The organism is Amycolatopsis acididurans, from assembly GCF_012328925.1.
Classification (GTDB): Bacteria; Actinomycetota; Actinomycetes; order Mycobacteriales; family Pseudonocardiaceae; genus Amycolatopsis_E; species Amycolatopsis_E acididurans.
In genome coordinates, this window is the sequence record NZ_JAAXLS010000049.1 from 33,402 (window position 1) to 51,039 (window position 17,638).

Consider the following 17,638-nt stretch of genomic DNA (forward strand, 5'->3'; position numbering starts at 1 on the left):
AAAGAGAAGACCTCCGGTGAGTGGTGACCGGAGGTCTTCTCGTCGTCGTTCGGTCAGTCGCGCCTGCCGCCGCGTAGCGACGCGCCGAGCATCAGCACCCCGATGAGCACCGCACCGCCCGCGAGCACCCAGCGCCAGTCCACGGAGGGCAGCCAGCTCACGCCGTCGCTGAGTACGTAGGCCGACACGAACAGGGTGGCGATCCCGACGATGAGGGTGAAGATGTCCACCCCGCGCCGCCGCGGCTGGAGCTCGGTCGTTTCGTCGTACCCGTAAGGGTTCTGCTCAGCCACGATGCACCTCTACGGTTCCCGCTCCCTGTTCGATGTCCAGCTGGATTCGTGGCCCGCCCGGCCCGTCGGTGCCGTTGTCCGTGCCGGACACGGCGGGCCGCCGCAGACCGTCGGTGGCCTGTCCGAAGCAGTCGACGTTGCCCGCTCGCACGTGGCAGGTGTAGGTCACGTCCGCGTTCGAGGGCACCATCACCGTGGTCGTGCCGGCGCCGCTGTGGATCCTGGTGCCCACCACCGCGTCCGCGGGCAGCCGGGTCAGATCCAGATGGATGTCGCCCGCGGTGTGCGCGTACACCGGCTGCACCTCCGCGACGGTCGCGGGGGTGGCGTTGATGTCCCCGAAACCGCCCGCATAGCTCTCGACCGGCACCGTCGTCAATGCCACGCCCGCGACCGACAGCGGCACGGCCAGCCAGATCAGGCCACGGCCGCCGCCGGCGAACGCGCCCGCCACCATGCCGATCCCGAGCACGCCGAGCACGAGTCCGATGATGTGCTGCGCCGAGAACCAGGTCTCGCCGGTGGTACCGAGCGCGAACCCGGTTCCGGCCACGAGCAGCGCGATGCCGAACACCGCGATGCCGATCTTGGACTTGCGCCTCGGCGCCCGCGGCGGCCGCACGGGCGGAGGCGCGGACACGACCGGCTCCGGATCGGGCAGATCCCACGCCAACGGCGCGGCGCCCAGCGGATCGTCGGTCTGCGCGGCCGGGGCGGCCATCGCGAACGTCGTGGCGGCCGGGGTCGTCGCGATCGGACGGTTCTCGTGGCCGCGGCTGCGGTGCAACAGGTAGATCGCCGTCACCAGCAGGGCGAGCCCGATGATCGCGCCCCCGTCGAACCAGCCGTTGCCGAACACCCAGCCGCTCAACGGGAACAGCGCGATCAGCCCGATGATCGTGCCGGCCTTCGGCATCGAGCTGCGGCCCCGGCCGAACAGCGCCTCCACCGGCGACACCTCGTCGTCGACCCGGGCGAAGAACAGCCAGCACAGCAGGTACACCGACAGCCCGACCCCGCCGAACACCGTCGCGGCGACGAACGCCACCCGTACGAGTACCGGATCGATGCCGTACCGGTTGCCGATACCGGCCGCGACGCCGGCCACCTTGCGCCCGCTCAACGGCCGCCGTGGTCTGCTGACCCAGAAATCCTTGAGAGTTTCCTCGAAGCCACCCATTCCCTGGGGCTTCGTCGTATCCGCTGCACCACTCATGGCATCGAGCATCCGGCACCGCCCGTCCCGGCACATCCGGGACCTTCCCCGATATTCACGATCAGGGTCTTTCCCTGATGAATCCCGCTTGCGTGCGTGTGACCATGAGGAAACGATGGAAAACGTGCAGGAAGAGGCCCGCGAGCGGGCCGTCACGCGGATCCCGCGCGCCACGCCCGTCACCGGGCAGGCGTCGCGGGCGCTCGCCGAGCCCGAGGGACCGCCCAAGCTGTACCGGCACCGCGGGGACCGCGCGCTGGCCGGCGTCGCCGCCGGGATCGCCGAACACCTCGGCGTGCGCGTGCTGTGGGTGCGTGCCGCCTTCGCGGTGCTCGCCGCGTTCGGCGGCGCGGGCCTGCTCGCGTACGGCCTGCTGTGGGTGTTCGTGCCGCAGAAGGCACAGGAGGACACGGCGAAGCAGGCCTCGCCGAAGGAACGCCAGCAGGCGATGGCGCTGCTGGTGCTGGGCATCGGGCTCGCCGTCGCGGGCAGCACGGTCACCGGGGCCATCAAGGGCTGGGTCGCGTTGCCGCTCGCGGTGGCGCTGGTCGGTGCCGCGGTGGTGTGGCGCGAGGCCGACGAGTCCCAGCGGCGGCGCTGGCGCAGCGGCGCGAAGTCCGGGGTCGCGGGCGTCGTGCTCGGGGGCGGCGGCTGGTCGGCGACCGTGCGTGTTCTCGCGGGCGTCGCGCTCGTCGCTACCGGCATCGGTGTCGTGGTGCTGCGCAGCGGCAGTTTCGACCAGGTGCAGTTCGCGCTGATCGCGGTGGTCGCCACGCTGGTCGGGGTCGCGGTGCTGACCGTGCCGTTCTGGCTGCGCATGGTCCGCGATCTCGGCGACGAGCGCCGCGCCAGGATCCGCACCGAGGAACGCGCGGAGATCGCCGCGCACCTGCACGATTCGGTGCTGCAGACGCTGGCGCTGATCCAGAAGCAGTCGGACATGCCGAAGGAGGTCGCGCGCCTGGCCCGCGGCCAGGAACGCGAGCTGCGCGGCTGGCTGTACGGCCCGGCCGGGTACGGCGGGGTGAAGGAAGAGGTCGCCTCGGGCAAGCTCTCCACCGCGGTGGCCGCCGCGTGCGGCGAGGTGGAGGACGCCTTCGCCATCAGCGTCTCGCAGGTCGTGGTCGGCGACGTCGAGCTGGACGAGCCGTTGATCGCGCTCGTGCAGGCCGCCCGCGAGGCGATCGTCAACGCCGCCAAGCATTCCGGAATCGAAGAGGTCAGCGTCTACGCCGAGGTCGAGCCGACGACGGTCACCGTGTTCGTCCGCGACCGCGGCAAGGGCTTCGACCCCGACGACGTGTCCGAAGACCGGCATGGCCTCGCCGACTCGATCCGGGGCAGGATGGAGCGCAACGGCGGTACGGTCCGGCTGCGCACCGCGCCGGGAGAGGGCACCGAGGTGCAGCTGGAGATGCCGATCAAGACCAAGGGGGCAGCGTGAGCGACACGCCGGTGACCGTTTTCCTCGTCGATGACCACGCGCTGTTCCGTGCCGGGGTACGCACGGAACTGGACTCGATCACCGACGAGGTGCGGGTGGTCGGCGAGGCCGGTTCGGTCGCCGAGGCCGTGGCCGGTATCGCCCGCACCAAACCGCAGGTGGTGCTGCTCGACGTGCACATGCCCGACGGTGGCGGTGCCGAGGTGCTGCGGCGGGTGCGGCCCGAGCTGCCGGACGTCGTGTTCCTGGCGCTGTCGGTGTCCGACGCCGCCGAGGACGTCATCGCCGTGATCCGGGCCGGCGCCCGCGGCTATGTCACGAAGACGATCTCCTCGAAGGAGCTGGTGCGCGCCATCGTCCGGGTCGCCGACGGGGACGCCGTGTTCTCGCCGCGGCTGGCCGGGTTCGTGCTGGACGCGTTCGCCGACCGGCCGGGCTCCGCGCCGATCAGTGACCCCGAGCTGGACCTGCTGACCCCGCGCGAGCGGGACGTGCTGCGGCTGCTCGCGCGGGGTTATGCGTACAAGGAGATCGCGTCGGAGCTGTTCATCTCGGTGAAGACCGTCGAGACGCATGTGTCGAGCGTGCTGCGCAAGACCCAGCTGTCGAACCGCTACGAGCTCTCGCGATGGGCCTCAGACCGCCGCCTTGTCTGAGGTGAGCACCACGGCGCGCCGCCGGACCCGGGTGAGCGCGACCCCGGCGAGCACGACCACCATGCCCGCCAGCACGCGCGGGTTGAGTTCCTCGTGCAGGAACACGGTGCCCAGCAGTACGGAGACGACCGGCATCAGGTAGCCGACCATGGACGTCGCCACCGCGCCCTCGGTCGCGAGCAGGCGGTAGTTCAGCATGAACCCCAAGCCGGTGGAGAACACGCCGAGGATCACCAGGGCCACGACGGCGGTCGCGGACAGGTGCACCGGTGCGATCCCGCCCGCGGGCATCGCGAGCAGGATGAAACCGGTCGCGGCCATCATCTGCGCGCCCGCGAGCGCGAAGGGGGACGTCCCGGTGCCGGAGAGGTACTTGTTCTCGTAGGCGAACACGAAGCCGTAGCTCATCGCGGCCGCGACGCATGCGAAGGCGCCCCAGCTCACCAGCCCGTTCGCCTGCCACGGCGCGAAGATCAGCAGTACTCCGGCGAACCCGGTCGCCAGGCCCGCGACGCGCGGAACGGAGAACGTGCGGTCGATACCGAACGCGGCCACCGCCAGCACCGTCCACAGTGGAGTGGTCGAGTTGAGCACGCCGGTGAGGCCGGAGCTGACGGTCTGCTCGCCCACCGCGAAGAGCAGGAACGGCCCCGCGTTGTGGAACAGCGCCGCGACCGTGAGGTGCAGCCAGACGCGACGATCCGAGGGCAGTTTCCGGCGCTGCGCGTAACACAGTGCGACGAGTACGAGTGCGCCCAGCACCAGGCGCCCCAGCACGAGCTGGACCGGGGTGAAGGCGGCCAGTGCCAGCTTGATCCACAGAAAGCTCGATCCCCACATCAGCGCCAGCGCGCCCAGCCGCAGCAGTGTTCTCGTTTCGCCCACGAGGCCAGATTGCCGCCGCGGTTCCTTTAGAACAAGCGAATTAAACTACACACACCTTTCAGTAAAACTGTAAGCTCGGCACATGCTCGACGTCCGGCGACTGCAGGTACTGCGCGCGGTGATCAGCAGCGGATCGATCTCCGCGGCGGCCCGGAACCTGGGCTACACGCCGTCCGCGATCAGCCAGCAACTGGCGGCGCTGGAACGGGAAGCCGGGGCCGCGCTGCTGGAACGAGTGGGGCGCGGGGTGCGGCCGACGCCCGCCGGGGCGCTGTTGTCCCAGCACGCCGAGGTGCTGGCCACGCAGCTGTCGAAGGCGGAGGCCGAGCTGGCCGATCTGAAGGCGGGGCGGACCGGGCGGCTGGTGATCCGCTACTTCGCCACGGCGGGTGCCGCGCTCGTGCCGCCGGCCGTGGCCAGGCTGCGGCGTGAGTTCCCCGGGGTGCGGCTGGATTTGAAGCTGCTGGAGCCGCACGATTCGGTGCCGCTGATCGAGGCGGGCGAGCTGGACGTGTCGGTCATCGTGTGGGCGCGGGAATGGCGGTCGAAGACGGTCGATCTCGTGCCGCTGCTGGATGATCCCTATCGTGTCGCGCTGCCGCGTGCGCATCCGCTGGCCCGTAAGCGCGTGCTCGAGCTGGCCGATCTGGCCGAGGAGCCGTGGGTGGGCAACGAAGGTGTGCCGGGCCCGTGCCGCGAGGTGATCATGGCAGCGTGCGGGGCGGCCGGTTTCGCGCCGAACTTCGTGATGGAGTGTGAGGACTATCAGACGGCGCAGGGGTTCGTCGCCGCCGGGCTGGGGGTCAGCCTGGTGCCCGTGCTGGGGCTCGGTTCGCCGCACCCGGGCGTGGTGATCAAGCGCCTGCGCAACCCGGAACCGGTGCGCCACATCCACGCGGCCGTCGCGGCGCGGGTGCGTGACCAGCCCGCCGTCGAATGCCTGCTCGAGTCCCTGCGCAGCGCGGCGCCGGTCGCGGCCTGACGTTTTGTCGTGAATCGCCCCCATGGCGGCGAGCGACCTATTACCCTCGGTGCAGGAGCTGGGGAGGGTAAGGATGGGCTTCTTCGACGGCATCAACTTCGCCGTGTCGGACGGCGTCGCGGCGGTGGCGCAGGGCGCGAAGGCCGGCGCCGCGGCAGGCGGTGGCCTCGTTTCGTGGACGGACGTCGGCACCGACGTCGCGAAGGGCGCGACCGGCACCACGGCGAGCCCGTTGTCGTCCGGCGGCATCATGATGGACCGCGACGAGATGACGGCGTTTCTGACGCAGGTGAAGCAGACCAGGGAGCTGTGTATCCAGCAGGTACAGGGCAACCGTACGGGGGATTCGCTGACGCCTCCCGCAAGCGACCAGGCCAGCACGATGTTCACAAACGCAGCTCAGACCTCCAGGGACGGCCGGAACCAATACCTGCAGCAACAGCTCGCTATGTACAACGAACTGGTCGATAAGCTGTCGAAGGCTCTTGGGCTCACAACGGAGTCGGACGTACTGGCGGGCGGCGCGGTGCAGCAGGCCGCAGGGGGAGGCAAGTACTCGTGACCAGGCGATTCGGCGTTTTTTTCGCTCTGGTGTGCGCCAGCGCGGGACTGCTGACGGCGTGTGCCGGTGGCAAGGTCGGAGGCACGCCGTCTCCAACAACCGGGGCCATGCAGGCGAGTAGCGGCGCGGCCCCGTCGTCGGGGACGGGCGCGGCAGACGTACCGCAGGTACAGACGCCGCTGCCCGCCACGGCGCTCGACGGCAGTCCCTGTGACAGCGCTTTGACCACCGAGCAGGTAGTGAGCTTCATCGGGTCGCCCAAGGCTCCGGATCGGCAAGACGACTTCGACACGGGCCCGGCGTGCACCTGGTTCAGTGCGGACGGCGTCAGCGGTCAGATCGGCGTCTACTACGAGACCAAGATCGGTGGCGGAATGAACGTCATCTACCGCAACCTCAAGCCAAAGTCTGGACGCTGGGAGCCGACGACCCTGCAGGGCTACCCCGCAGTGGCTGGCACGTTCAAAGGTGAAGATCAGAGCATCACCGGTAGGTGCGACGTGACGGTCGGCATCCGAGACGATCTCGTGTTCGCCGTCGGTCTCACCCTCGGTGACAACGCCCGCAAGCGTGGCGTCGACTCCTGTGAAGGTGCCAAGGACGTGGCCAACACAGTGCTCACGAACCTGAAGGGCAGAGCCTGATGAGTGTCTGGGGTTTGATCGAGGGCACCGCCGAGGTGCTCGGTGGGCCCGCTGTCACCGCCGCCATCGAGGGCGGCAAGGCACTGACCAAGCTCTTCGGCGGCACCGAGACCATCGCGGGACAGGCGACCATGTCGCCCGAGGCGCTGGTCAAGATGATCACCTCCGGCGCCGGCCCCGAGGGGCTCGAGGGCGAGCGCCAGGAGAACTCCGCCAAGGCGCAGACCCAGAACCAGATCGAGACCGACACCCGCAGGCACATGACTACGCTCGAGTCCGCGTGGACCGGCGGGGGTGCCGACGCCGCCCGCGAGAAGCTGCAGGCCGCAACGGTGCCCGTCGCCAACTCGTCCCAGGCGATGGTCACCAACGCCGGCGTCATCACCAGCCAGATCGACTCGTTCACGAACCTGAAGAACTCGCTGCACTCCGACGTCACCGACAACCCGCCGCAGAAAAGCTTCTGGGACACGGTCACGCCGTGGGACACCGACACCGAGAACGCGATCAACGCGAACAACGCCAAGGTGCAGGAGAACCTCCAGGCGTACAACACCTACGCCCAAAGCTCGCAGGCCAACGCCCCGCAACTGAAGACCGACTACGGCCAGGTCACCAACCTCGGCGGCGGCAACTTCGAGATCCAGCAGCCGAACCTCCCGCCGGACAAGCCCGGCCCCGGGCCCGGCAACCCGAACGGCACCGAGAACATCACGGGCACCAACAACCAGCGCACCAGCAGCGTCGGCACGACCGGCACGAACGTGCCCAAACAGTCGACCGGCCAGACCGGCAGGACCGACAGCCCCGTCGGCAGCACCGGCATTCCGACCTACTACCCCGGCGACACCGGCAGGACCTCCGGTTCCCTCGACGACACGACCCACTCGGCCGGGTACACCACACCCGGCACCACCGGCTCGAGCTACACCCCGAGCACGTTCGGCAGCAGCTTCGGCCCGGGCAGCAGCGGCGGAGCCGACTACACGTCCGGCGGTCTCGGCGGCGGCGGGGCATTCGGCCCGATCGGCGGCGGGGGCGCTGCGGGCGGAAGCGGTGGCGCCTACGGCTCCGGTTCCGGCTCGGGCGGCTCGACCGGCAGTGGCGCGCTGACCGGCGGCAAGGCCACCGGCGGAGTCGCGGCCGAGGCCGGCGCGGCGGGCGCGGCGTCCAGGGCGGGCGCGGCCGGGGCCGCGGGCCGCGGCGGCGCCAGCGGGATGGGGGGAATGGGCCATGGCGGCAAGGGCCAGGGCGGCGACGACGAGGAGCACCAGCGTCCTTCGTGGCTGGTCGAAGAGGATCCGGAAGGCATCTTCGGGACGGACGAGAAGACCGCCCCACCGGTCATCGGGCTCTAGCGGCCCACGAGTCAGGGGGAGACACCGGTGCCTGTTCAACGCACCGTTCTGCTGCCGGCGGCGGCGTTCCGGCAGGCCTGGGAATGGGAGTTCCGGGAGCAGCCGCCGACCGCGCTCGGCCAGAACAACTACTGGCTGTCCGGCGAGATGAAGCGCCAGTTCGAGGACCAGACGCTGGACGTGCTGGCCGCAGCGGGTCTCGCCGCGGGCGGCACGGTGACGCACGAGTTCCGTGACACCCTGGCCACCCTCGCCCGCGGCTACCGCTTCAGCGCCTACGTCGGCGACATCTACAACGACCGCACAGGCACGGCCGTCGTGGCGACACTGGGCCCGGTCGCGGTCCGCGCCGTGTGCGCGGACGACATGGTCCGCATCGATCCGGTGCCCGCCGAGGCCGCGCTCGAGTCCCTGATCGAGACACTGCCCGCGATGCCACCCGCGCGCCTGGACCCGATCGCCCTGCCGAAATCGCGCTACCGTCCGGACGGCCCGGTGCGCAGCGAGCAGTACGAGTTCTCCATGCCCACCAAGGAGCCGGATCGCGACCCGGCCGAGCGCCCTCGCAAGCTCATGGCCGCGCCGAGACTCGGCATGCACCAGCTCTACGCCGGATCAGGCGCGCCGGCGACCGTCCTGGACATCTCCGGGGAGGGGCGAGTGATCACGTTCGTTTCCCAGGCACCTCGCGAGGAACCGAAGGTTCACTTCCTGCCCGGCACCCGCGAACACCTCATCGGCACCCTCAGAGGAAGAACAGCTGCGTAACGCCGATGCCGATCGCGGCCGCCACGAACACCGCGAGGGTCGCCAGGATGATCTGACGGATCCGCGTCGGCGACAGCGTCGCCACCACAGCCGGCCGCTGCGGCGGCATCGGCTGTTGCTGAGCGGGCAGCGGGATCGGCCGCACGACGGGCACCGTCGGCAACGCGGGCGCGGTCGGCGGGATGAACGCGGTCTGCCTGCCCTGCGTGATCGCCTGGAACGCGGTGATGCTGTCGTTCAGCGTCGGCCGGTTCAGCGGGTCCTCGCGCAGCATCTTCAGCAGCGCACCGGTGAGCTGACCGGCCCGCTGCGGCTGCCGTAGCGGGCCGGTCCCGTGCTCGCCGAACGGCGGCACCCCCTCGACCGCCTGATACAGCGTCCCGCCGAGCGCGAAGACGTCCGCGGCATGGTCCGGCGGCGCGCCGCCCGCGACCTCCGGGGGCCGGAACGCCGGATTCGGGCCGGGCCCGGTGATGCCGATGTCGGTGACCTTGACCCCGCCGTCGTCGGCGAGCAGGACGTTGCGTGGTTCGAGTCCTCGGTGCAGGATCCCGGCCCGGTGCGCGGCGGCGAGCGCCGAGGCGAGCTGGATGCCGAGGAACGCCGTCTGTTCCGGGGTGAGCGTGCCGTGCTCGCCCAGGAAGTCCGCCATGTTGCGCGAGGGCACGAACTCCATCACCAGCCACGCGTCCGGCCCGTCCCGCACCACGTCGTACACGGTGATCGCGCAGTTGTGCAGTACGCGGGTGGCCGCACGGCCCTCCTGCGTCGCGGCGGCGACGGCCTGCTCGTTGTGCGCGCCGTCGAGTCCGGGCTGGACGTACATCCGTTTGGTCGCCACGGTGCGGTGCAGGAGTGTGTCGTAGGCAAGCCACACGATTCCGGCTCTGCCCCGGCCGATCGGCTGGTCCAACCGGTACCGGCCGCCGACGAGTGCGCCCTCAGTACCCACAGCAACCTTTCGTCGCGCCGACGGTCAGATTCTCGGCTTCCACCCTACTGGGCTATCGCCTTGGTGCAGGGTGAAGCGTTACGGCGTGGGGGTGGCGCTCGCCGTTCCGGTGTTCGTGTTCGGGTTCGACGACCGCGATATCGGTGACTGGCTCGTCGACGGAGGCTTGGAGGAGCTCGACGTCTCCTGCGGTGTGCTCGTGTCCGCGGCCGAACTGGACCGCTTCGGCGTACTCGACCGCGTCGACCGGGTCGAGGACTCCACCGACGAACTGGGCGCCTCGGTGGTCGTCAACGACGAGCTCGGTGCCGGGGGCGGCGCGATCGGGCTGTTGTCCGTGATGTTGCTCGTACCGGTGTTCGGGCTGCTGAACAGCCAGAAGCCCAGCGCGACCAGCCCGGCGACGACGACAGCGCCGATCGCGGCGGGCACCTTCCACTTGCCCTTCGGCTCCTCTTCCTCGCCGGCCGCGCCGGCGGGCGGCGGAGCACCCTCTTCGTAGGCGGCGGGAGCGACCCTGGTGGCGCCGTCGTAGTCCTCGGTCGGATAGGCGGAGGTCGGCGCGTACGGGTCGTCGTACTCGTCGTAGTCGTCGTAGAAGTTGTCCGCGTTGCCGAGGTTGCCGCTGAACGCACGCGTCGCGCCCGCACCGAGAGCCGCGCCGCCTGCCGCACCCGCGGCGGCCGCGCCCAGCGCGCCGCCGGAGGGCGCGATCTGCGTCTCGTCCGTGGGGCCGCCCAGCGGGGTCTCGCCACGGGCGACCGCGTCGAGCAGGTCCTCCGCCTCTTCGGCGGTGGGCCGGTGCTGCACCTCGGGGTGCAGCATGACCGCGAGCACACTGGCCAGCGGACCGGACTGGCGCGGCGGGTTGATCTGCCCCGCGGCGACCGCGTGCAGCAGGCTCAGCGTGTTCTCGGACAGGCCGAACGGCGGCTGGCCCTCGCAGGCCGCGTACAGCGTCGAGCCGAGGGAGAACACGTCCGACTCGGGACCGGGATCGCCACCGACCGCGACCTCGGGAGCCAGGTAGGCGGGAGTACCGGCGATCATCCCGGTCTTGGTGACCGTGACGTCGTCCTTCGCGCGCGAGATGCCGAAGTCGGTGATCTTCACGACGCCGGTGTCCCCGAGCAGGATGTTGCCCGGCTTGATGTCGCGGTGCACGATGCCGACCGCGTGCGCCTCTTTGAGCGCCGACGCGATCTGCGCGCCGATTCGCGCCACATCCCTCGGCGGCAGCGTCTTCCGCTCGCGCAGCATTTCCGCGAGGCTCGTCGACGGCAGGTATTCCATGACCAGGCACGGATGCCCGTTGTCGTCGGTGACCACGTCGAAGACGGAGATCGCGTTGGGATGGTGCAGCCGGGCGGCGATCCGGCCCTCGCGCATGGTGCGCTGCTTCGCGTCCTCGGCGTCGTGCTGGTCGAGTCCCGGCTGCAGCAGCAACTGCTTGATCGCGACCGTGCGCGCGAGCACCTCGTCGTGCGCCTGCCACACCGCGCCCATGGCGCCGCTGCCGATACGCCGTTCGATGCGGTACCGGCCGGCGACCAGGCGACCCTCGTCGCTCACGCGACCTCCTTCTGGGCTGCTTTCAGAGCGCGGCACCGTACCGCGCGCCCGGAGCTTATGCACATATCGCGGGCCCGTGGGCCGCTTCTACCGAGACCAACTCGCGTCAAGGCTAGGGCGCTCACTCTGTGCACATACATCCGGCACGCATTGGGGCGGCCGGAGGTTGCCTGCTATGGCCCGGCGTCACAACTGCTGGGCCGACAGCAGCACGGCCTGGGAAATGATCCCGTCCGCGTCGCTCGCGAGGCTGAACACCTGGGTGACCCGAAGTCTCGTGTTGTCCTGCTGCCGCATGGTGGCCACCGCCCGCACCGTTCCGTCCGGCTGCACCTGGACGTCGTCCACGTGAATGTCCCGCATCGAACTCCAGGCGCGAACCAGGTCGCCCGGTTCGTCACCGGCGAGCCCGGGGGCGAGCATCGCGAGCGCGTCCTGGGGGTGCTGCGATCCCATCCGCTGGTAGAACTCGCGGACGACCTTGATCCGTTCGGCGTCGCTGAGCTGCCGCGGGGTCGCGCTCGTGGTGGCCGCGCTCTGGCTGGCGGGAGCCGTGTCCGCGGCCGGCGGCGAGACCGGCTGCGACGCGGACGAGGCCGCGGGCACGCCCTGGCCCGCGGGCTGTCCGCCCGCGCCCGGCTTGCCGTGGTACTGCGCCGGATGTTCGTCCGCCGGGACGAAGCCGGCGAGCGCGGCGGCCCCGGTGATCTGCGGCGGGGCCGGGCTGGGCCTGCCCTCGGCCGGCCGTTCACGAGTGAGCATCGAGGACGCGACCACCGCGCCGACCAGAAGCGACGCCGCCGTGGTGAGCCCGGCGAGCTTGGCGACCTTGGACAGCCTGCTCTCCGGCTCGCGTGGCGGCGCGACCGCGCGCCGGGAGTTCAGGCGTGGCGGCGGCAGGTAATCGCGAGGTGCTCGGACCGGTTCGGCGAGCTGCTCGATCTCGGCGGGTTCGACGTCGAGGACATGCCCGGACAGCAGGTCCTCGACGGTGATGGCGTCCGACGGATGCCGGGAACGCCGCCGATCGTGCGCGACTCTCATGGCCTCTGGTTTCGGTTGGTCGGGGTCTCTGGTTCGTTCATCAGCGAACCGTGCCAAATCGTTACCTGCCACCCCTGATCGGTGGAGTGCGGTCAGCGCACGACGAACGGCAACCAGACATCACCCACTCGGCGCAATCGGGCAGGAAACAGCTCTCACGAACCGTCGCTGGAGATCTTGCCGTTCTGGAACGTGATGGTCTTCTGCTCGGTGGTCTCCGAGCCGTCCTTGCCGACCTTCTTCACGGTGCACACCGTCTTGCCGTCGTACTGATGCACCTGCACGTGCTCGACCTCGAAATACGCGACGTCGGAGTACTTCCGCTTCAGCCCCTGCGGCCCCTCGTCGGACAGCTCGCCGGTGGTCATCGCGGACGCGGCCTGCGGGTCCTGGGTGACGGTGTCGAGGTACTTCTGCGAGTCCTTGGCGAACGTGGCCGGATCACCCTGAGGCCAGGCGAACTTGTTGGGGTCGGCGTCGTAGGGCGCGGGCGTGGGCGGCGGCTTCTGGGGGACCGGCGTCGTCGTGGGCGCGGAGCTGGAGTCGCCGCCGCTCGGCGAGCCGGACGTGGCCGTGCCGTGCCCCGGCGAGGTGGTCGAGTCCGGCGCCTGCTGATGCCGGCCCGTGCTCTGCCGCGAGGAGTCCGTGGAGGTCAGCTCCTGCAGCGAGGTGGTTCCGTCGGAGGTCCTGGCCAGGCCGTCCGGCCTGCCTCCACCCGCGGGGCCGGGTGCGATCTGCTCGCCGCCGATGGTCGGGATGCCGCCGCCGAGCCCGGGAATCCAGCCGCCGCCCGCCTGGTCGGGCGAGGGTTTGCCGACGAGCGCGGAACCGGCGAACAGCAACGCCACGACGACTCCGCCGGACGACGCGGTCGCGAACCACGCGGCTTTGCGCCAGCTGCGCGGGGGCGTCACCGAGGCCGGGACGCTGCCGAGGTCGAACGTGGACAGACCCGTCTCGGGAGGTGCCACGTACACCCGGACGTCCTCGTCGTCGGGGGTCTCCTCGTGACAGGTCGGGGGAGTGAGCGTCACCTTCTGCCGTGACGGCCGTTTCGGGGCGGGCGGTGGCACCGGCAGCTCGCCGCTCGCGGCCGGGAAGGCGGAGGGTGAGTTGTCGCCGAGCGGGCCGATCGGGAGCGAGCCGCGCATGGGCGGGTCCAAGGGCGCGTGTCCGGAGGAGTGGCGGCCGCCGGCGGCCGGGGACGGAACGCTCGGAGTCCAGGTACCCGCGCCGCCGCGCCGGTGCCTGCCAGTGGAAGCCGGAAGTTGCTCCGTGGAGTCCGCCCCGCTCGTCATGCCGAGTGGATTCCTCTCCACGTGGCCCATGACGCCGGCCGGAGAAGTGTTAAGCCGAAAGGAGCAACCTGCACGCGGGGAAATGCACGTTCATATGCGCGTGCACGGGCCGCAGCCCAGCAAGCACCTCTCAACGCGCAAAGTCTCACGCCTCAAGGGTAAGAGTCCTCGGCGGCATCTGGAGCGCGGGTTGCCAAGTTCACTCTGTCGGGGACCTGCGGCTTCGAGAAGTGCGACTTGCAGTATGAAAGTGCGTCCTATCGCGCTGGTCAGCCGCCGCTGCGGTACTTCGCTTGAGTCGACTGGAGGGCCTTGACGGACACCATTCCGCTACCGCCCGCGAGGATGATCGCCAGAATGTCCATCGGGAGGGGCCCCGCGGTGAACAGCCAGGCGAGCAACGAGGCCGCTGTGGTACCGCCCGCGATCGCCCACCTGCTGCGGACGTACTCCGCGATGGGCGCCCCGCCGGCGCGCTTGTTCGCCGCGTTGTTGAGTAGCGCCAGGTAGCCGACATGGCCGAGCGCGGCGAGCACACTGGCTATCGCGATCACGACCGCGATGAGGTTAATCATGACTCCAGTGTGCCCGCGCCGCGCAGGGCGTGGGTCGGGGAAACACCCTGATTTTCGGGGTGTTTCTCAGCGGCCGAGCCTGCCGCGGCCGAGATTCAGCAGCGCCATCGCCAGCTGCCTGCCCTCCGGCCCCAGCTCGCGGTAGCGGGCGAGCACGTCCATCTCCCGGTTGTAGACGATGCGGGTGCCGCCCGCGGCCATCCGCGCGGCGCCGATCGTCTTGGAGACCTCGACCCGGCGTTTGACAAGGCGCAGGATCTCGCCGTCGAGCCAGTCGATCTCCTTGCGCAGCTCCGCGATCTCCTCCGCGGACGCGACGGGCTCCGCCGAGGAGACGCTGCTTTCGTGTGCCTGAGCGTTCATCTGGACCTCCGGTCGGTCCGGACTCCCACTTGGTCCCCGAGCCGACGAAAGCCCCGGGGTCCGTGGACTCCGGGGCTTGGTGACTGTGATGGCGGCTGGTGCACTACGCGATCACGGGAGCCGGAGTCCGGGTCCCGTAAAAAAATCGGTAGCTGTGGTGCCGCACGCACTCAGTATTGCACAACTCGGCGCCGCGCCCGGATCCCGGCGTGTACGACAAGGCTCACACCGAGCCAGAACATCGGCATGGCGGGCCAGAAGAACGGCACGCCCGAGACGGCCCAGCGGGCGATGAGCAACGCCGAGAGGAGCACGACCAGCGCGGCGTGCAGCCGCAGCGGCGGCGGGAACCGGGGCGCGCGCGGCGGCGGTTCGGCGGGCAGGTCCGAGACGAACTCGTCCAGCTCGTCGACGTATTTCGCGGCATAAACGTCGCCGAGTCGTTGTTCTGTCTCGTCGAGGGTCAGTCGTCCCTGGGTGCTCGCTTCCTGGATCCGGGCGGCGACACGTTCGCGGTCGGCATCCGAGGCGCGGAGTCTGGTCGGTGAGGTCATAGAGTCGATGTTCCGCAAGCAGGCGGGGCCTGGCGTCGGTTCCCCGGCGACACTTCGCCGTACGTCCGCATGCGTAGAACGTCAGTGCCCCCGAGTAGCGTGAGTAGCCGATGAGCACCCTCTTCGATCTCCCCTCAGAGCCCAAGGCATCCGCACGTCACGCGGAGTTGCTGGACGATCTCAACCCGTCCCAGCGCGAGGCCGTCACGCACGCCGGTGCCCCGCTGCTGGTCGTGGCCGGTGCGGGTTCGGGCAAGACGAGGGTGCTGACCCGGCGCATCGCGTACCTGCTGGCCGCCAGGGACGTACATCCCGGCCAGATCATGGCCATCACGTTCACCAACAAGGCCGCCGCCGAGATGCGCGAGCGGGTCGGCGAGCTGGTGGGCAGGCGCGCCAACGCGATGTGGGTGTCGACGTTCCACTCCATGTGCGTGCGGCTGCTGCGTCGCGAGGCCAAGACGCTCGGGATGTCCTCGAGCTTCTCGATCTACGACTCCGACGACACCAAACGGCTCATCACGCTGGTCGCGCGGGATCTGGACATCGACCCGAAGCGGTATCCGGCACGCACGCTCGCGGTGCACATCTCGAACCTGAAGAACGAGCTGATCGACCCCGACGGCGCGAAGGACAAGGCCGCCAACGACCTGGAGCGCCGGGTCGCGGAGGTCTACGTCGAGTACCAGCGGCGGCTCTCGCAGGCCAACGCGATGGACTTCGACGACCTGATCATGCGCACGGTCGAGCTGTTGCAGGTGTTCCCCGACGTCGCCGAGCACTACCGGCGGCGGTTCCGGCACGTGCTGGTCGACGAGTACCAGGACACCAACCACGCGCAGTACACGCTGGTCCGGGAGCTGGTGGGCACCGAGCGGACGGAATCGGGCGTGGAACCCGCCGAACTGTGCGTGGTGGGCGACGCGGACCAGTCGATCTACGCCTTCCGCGGCGCCACGATCCGCAACATCGAGGAGTTCGAGCGCGACTTCCCGAACGCGCGCTCGATCCTGCTGGAGCAGAACTACCGGTCCACGCAGACGATCCTCTCCGCCGCCAACGCGGTGATCGCGCGCAACCCGAACCGGCGCGCCAAGCGGCTGTGGACCGACTCCGGCGACGGCGAGAAGATCAGCTGCTACGTCGCGGACAACGAGCACGACGAGGCGGCGTTCGTCGCGGGCGAGATCGACGCGCTGGCCGACAAGGGCGAGCTGCGGTACTCGGATGTGGCGGTGTTCTACCGCACCAACAACCAGTCGCGGGTGTTCGAGGAGATCTTCATCCGGCTGGGACTGCCGTACAAGGTCGTCGGTGGCGTGCGCTTCTACGAGCGGCGCGAGGTCCGGGACATGCTGGCGTACCTGCGGGTCATCGCCAACCCCGAGGACACGGTGAGCCTGCGGCGGATTCTGAACGTGCCCAAGCGCGGCATCGGCGACCGGGCCGAGGCCGTGCTCGCGACGCACGCCGAGCGCGAGCGGATCTCCTTCGCCGCGGCGCTGCGGGACGCGGTCGAGGACAAGGTGCCGCTGCTGAACCCCCGTTCGGCGCGTGCGATCAAGGGCTTCGTGGAGCTGCTCGACGGTTTGCAGGAGCTCGCCTCGGACGGTGCCGAGGTCGCGGACATTCTCGAAGCCGTGCAGGAGCGCACCGGGTACCGCCAGGAGCTGGAAGAGTCGGACGACCCGCAGGACGCGTCGCGGGTGGAGAACCTCACGGAGCTGGTGACGGTCGCGCGGGAGTTCGCCGAGCAGGCCGCCGCGATCGAGGCCCCACAGGACGAGGTCGACGCCGGGGTTCCCGAGCCGGGTTCGCTGGCGGCCTTCCTGGAGCGCGTGTCGCTGGTGGCGGACGCGGACTCGATTCCCGCGCCGGACGGTTCCGACGACGAGGACGAGGAAGACCCGGGCGTGGTCACGCTGATGACCGTGCACACCGCCAAGGGCCTGGAGTACCCGGTCGTGTTCTGCACGGGCTGGGAAGACGGGATTTTCCCGCACATGCGTGCCCTCGGTGAGCCCGCCGAGCTGGCGGAGGAGCGCCGCCTGGCGTACGTGGCGATCACGCGGGCGCGTCAGCGGCTCTACCTGTCGCGGGCGCTGGTCCGCTCGGCCTGGGGACAGCCGATGACCAACCCGGCTTCGCGGTTCTTCGACGAGGTGCCCGCAGAGCTGATCGACTGGCGCAGGGAAGAGCCGTCCGCGGAGTCCTCGGGTTCACCCCGGGCGGCGACGACGTGGGGCCGGCGCTCGTTCGGGACCGACTCGGCGCAGGCAGGCGTGGCGGCCCGCGGGATGCGCACCACGAACTTCAAGGGCTGGCAGAACACGGTCGCGATGAAGCTCGACGTTGGCGACCGGGTCAGCCACGACAAGTACGGCCTGGGCACGGTGGTCGAATCCCAGGGCGAAGGCCCCCGGGCCACCGCCACGATCGACTTCGGCGCCGCAGGCAAGGTGAAGCTGATGC

Annotated in this window: 18 protein-coding genes; 8 read left to right on the top strand and 10 right to left on the bottom strand. The window is 70.1% G+C overall.

Translation table 11 applies throughout. From position 1 onward, the window contains the following. Positions 1-53 precede the first annotated feature (53 nt). Positions 54-293, bottom strand: a complete 240-nt coding sequence (locus HFP15_RS35300; RefSeq protein ID WP_168521683.1) for a hypothetical protein — start codon at positions 291-293, stop codon at positions 54-56. Then, complete coding sequence (locus HFP15_RS35305) at positions 286-1,509, bottom strand: PspC domain-containing protein (protein ID WP_246272331.1); 1,224 nt, start codon at positions 1,507-1,509, stop codon at positions 286-288. The genes HFP15_RS35300 and HFP15_RS35305 overlap by 8 nt, the downstream gene beginning before the upstream one ends. Before the next feature lie 115 nt (positions 1,510-1,624). Between HFP15_RS35305 and HFP15_RS35310 the strand changes: the two genes are divergently transcribed. After that, positions 1,625-2,953, top strand: coding sequence for an ATP-binding protein (locus HFP15_RS35310; RefSeq protein ID WP_168521687.1), 1,329 nt, complete (start codon positions 1,625-1,627; stop codon positions 2,951-2,953). Continuing rightward, a complete protein-coding gene (locus tag HFP15_RS35315) occupies positions 2,950-3,609 on the top strand; it encodes a response regulator (protein WP_168521689.1) in 660 nt (219 codons plus the stop codon). The genes HFP15_RS35310 and HFP15_RS35315 overlap by 4 nt, the downstream gene beginning before the upstream one ends. On the opposite strand, the gene HFP15_RS35320 is transcribed toward HFP15_RS35315, so the two are convergent. Continuing rightward, on the bottom strand, positions 3,589-4,494 hold the full coding sequence (locus tag HFP15_RS35320) for a DMT family transporter (protein ID WP_168521691.1): 906 nt from the start codon (positions 4,492-4,494) through the stop codon (positions 3,589-3,591). The genes HFP15_RS35315 and HFP15_RS35320 overlap by 21 nt on opposite strands. 82 nt (positions 4,495-4,576) lie before the next feature. On the opposite strand from HFP15_RS35320, the gene HFP15_RS35325 reads away from it, so the two are divergent. From HFP15_RS35325 to HFP15_RS35345, 5 genes are all read left to right on the top strand, one after another. Then, positions 4,577-5,476, top strand: coding sequence for a LysR family transcriptional regulator (locus HFP15_RS35325; protein ID WP_168521694.1), 900 nt, complete (start codon positions 4,577-4,579; stop codon positions 5,474-5,476). A 73-nt stretch (positions 5,477-5,549) separates the two neighbouring features. Continuing rightward, entirely contained in the window at positions 5,550-6,038 is a 489-nt protein-coding gene (locus HFP15_RS35330) for a hypothetical protein (RefSeq protein WP_168521696.1), read from the top strand. Beyond that, positions 6,035-6,682, top strand: a complete 648-nt coding sequence (locus HFP15_RS35335; RefSeq protein ID WP_168521698.1) for a DUF3558 domain-containing protein — start codon at positions 6,035-6,037, stop codon at positions 6,680-6,682. The genes HFP15_RS35330 and HFP15_RS35335 overlap by 4 nt, the downstream gene beginning before the upstream one ends. Next, complete coding sequence (locus tag HFP15_RS35340; protein WP_168521700.1) at positions 6,682-8,040, top strand: hypothetical protein; 1,359 nt, start codon at positions 6,682-6,684, stop codon at positions 8,038-8,040. The genes HFP15_RS35335 and HFP15_RS35340 overlap by 1 nt, the downstream gene beginning before the upstream one ends. 27 nt (positions 8,041-8,067) lie before the next feature. After that, complete coding sequence (locus tag HFP15_RS35345; protein WP_168521702.1) at positions 8,068-8,808, top strand: ESX secretion-associated protein EspG; 741 nt, start codon at positions 8,068-8,070, stop codon at positions 8,806-8,808. Here the strand turns inward: HFP15_RS35345 and HFP15_RS35350 are convergent. The 7 genes from HFP15_RS35350 to HFP15_RS35380 form a co-directional block, all read right to left on the bottom strand. Further along, positions 8,786-9,760 carry a serine/threonine-protein kinase gene (locus HFP15_RS35350; protein WP_168521704.1) on the bottom strand — a complete coding sequence of 325 codons (975 nt, stop codon included), beginning with the start codon at positions 9,758-9,760 and terminating at the stop codon, positions 8,786-8,788. The genes HFP15_RS35345 and HFP15_RS35350 overlap by 23 nt on opposite strands. A gap of 78 nt (positions 9,761-9,838) precedes the next feature. Beyond that, entirely contained in the window at positions 9,839-11,332 is a 1,494-nt protein-coding gene (locus HFP15_RS35355; protein WP_168521706.1) for a serine/threonine-protein kinase, read from the bottom strand. Positions 11,333-11,518: 186 nt separating this feature from the next. Then, on the bottom strand, positions 11,519-12,376 hold the full coding sequence (locus HFP15_RS35360) for a hypothetical protein (protein WP_168521707.1): 858 nt from the start codon (positions 12,374-12,376) through the stop codon (positions 11,519-11,521). Between the two features lie 155 nt (positions 12,377-12,531). Further along, the gene (locus HFP15_RS35365; RefSeq protein ID WP_168521710.1) at positions 12,532-13,527 is read right to left on the bottom strand and encodes a hypothetical protein; all 996 of its coding nucleotides are present in this window, start codon (positions 13,525-13,527) and stop codon (positions 12,532-12,534) included. Positions 13,528-13,943: 416 nt separating this feature from the next. Next, complete coding sequence (locus tag HFP15_RS35370; protein ID WP_168521712.1) at positions 13,944-14,249, bottom strand: hypothetical protein; 306 nt, start codon at positions 14,247-14,249, stop codon at positions 13,944-13,946. Between the two features lie 66 nt (positions 14,250-14,315). Beyond that, positions 14,316-14,612 (bottom strand): chorismate mutase, encoded by a 297-nt coding sequence (locus HFP15_RS35375; RefSeq protein WP_168521714.1) that lies wholly within the window; start codon positions 14,610-14,612, stop codon positions 14,316-14,318. A 170-nt stretch (positions 14,613-14,782) separates the two neighbouring features. Next, a complete protein-coding gene (locus HFP15_RS35380; RefSeq protein WP_168521716.1) occupies positions 14,783-15,166 on the bottom strand; it encodes a DUF1707 SHOCT-like domain-containing protein in 384 nt (127 codons plus the stop codon). A 110-nt stretch (positions 15,167-15,276) separates the two neighbouring features. Here HFP15_RS35380 and pcrA point away from each other — a divergent pair. Continuing rightward, positions 15,277-17,638 (top strand): DNA helicase PcrA (pcrA, locus tag HFP15_RS35385; protein ID WP_168521718.1); only part of this gene is annotated, 2,362 nt, incomplete at its 3' end.

Coding starts and splice junctions, on each gene's coding strand:
- HFP15_RS35330 (WP_168521696.1), top strand. CDS start 5,550: ATGGGCTTCTTCGACGGCATCAACTTCGCCGTGTCGGACGGCGTCGCG.
- HFP15_RS35380 (WP_168521716.1), bottom strand. CDS start 15,166: ATGACCTCACCGACCAGACTCCGCGCCTCGGATGCCGACCGCGAACGT.
- HFP15_RS35365 (WP_168521710.1), bottom strand. CDS start 13,527: ATGCGCGGCTCGCTCCCGATCGGCCCGCTCGGCGACAACTCACCCTCC.
- HFP15_RS35375 (WP_168521714.1), bottom strand. CDS start 14,612: ATGAACGCTCAGGCACACGAAAGCAGCGTCTCCTCGGCGGAGCCCGTC.
- HFP15_RS35305 (WP_246272331.1), bottom strand. CDS start 1,509: ATGAGTGGTGCAGCGGATACGACGAAGCCCCAGGGAATGGGTGGCTTC.
- HFP15_RS35325 (WP_168521694.1), top strand. CDS start 4,577: ATGCTCGACGTCCGGCGACTGCAGGTACTGCGCGCGGTGATCAGCAGC.
- HFP15_RS35370 (WP_168521712.1), bottom strand. CDS start 14,249: ATGATTAACCTCATCGCGGTCGTGATCGCGATAGCCAGTGTGCTCGCC.
- HFP15_RS35310 (WP_168521687.1), top strand. CDS start 1,625: ATGGAAAACGTGCAGGAAGAGGCCCGCGAGCGGGCCGTCACGCGGATC.
- HFP15_RS35360 (WP_168521707.1), bottom strand. CDS start 12,376: ATGAGAGTCGCGCACGATCGGCGGCGTTCCCGGCATCCGTCGGACGCC.
- HFP15_RS35340 (WP_168521700.1), top strand. CDS start 6,682: ATGAGTGTCTGGGGTTTGATCGAGGGCACCGCCGAGGTGCTCGGTGGG.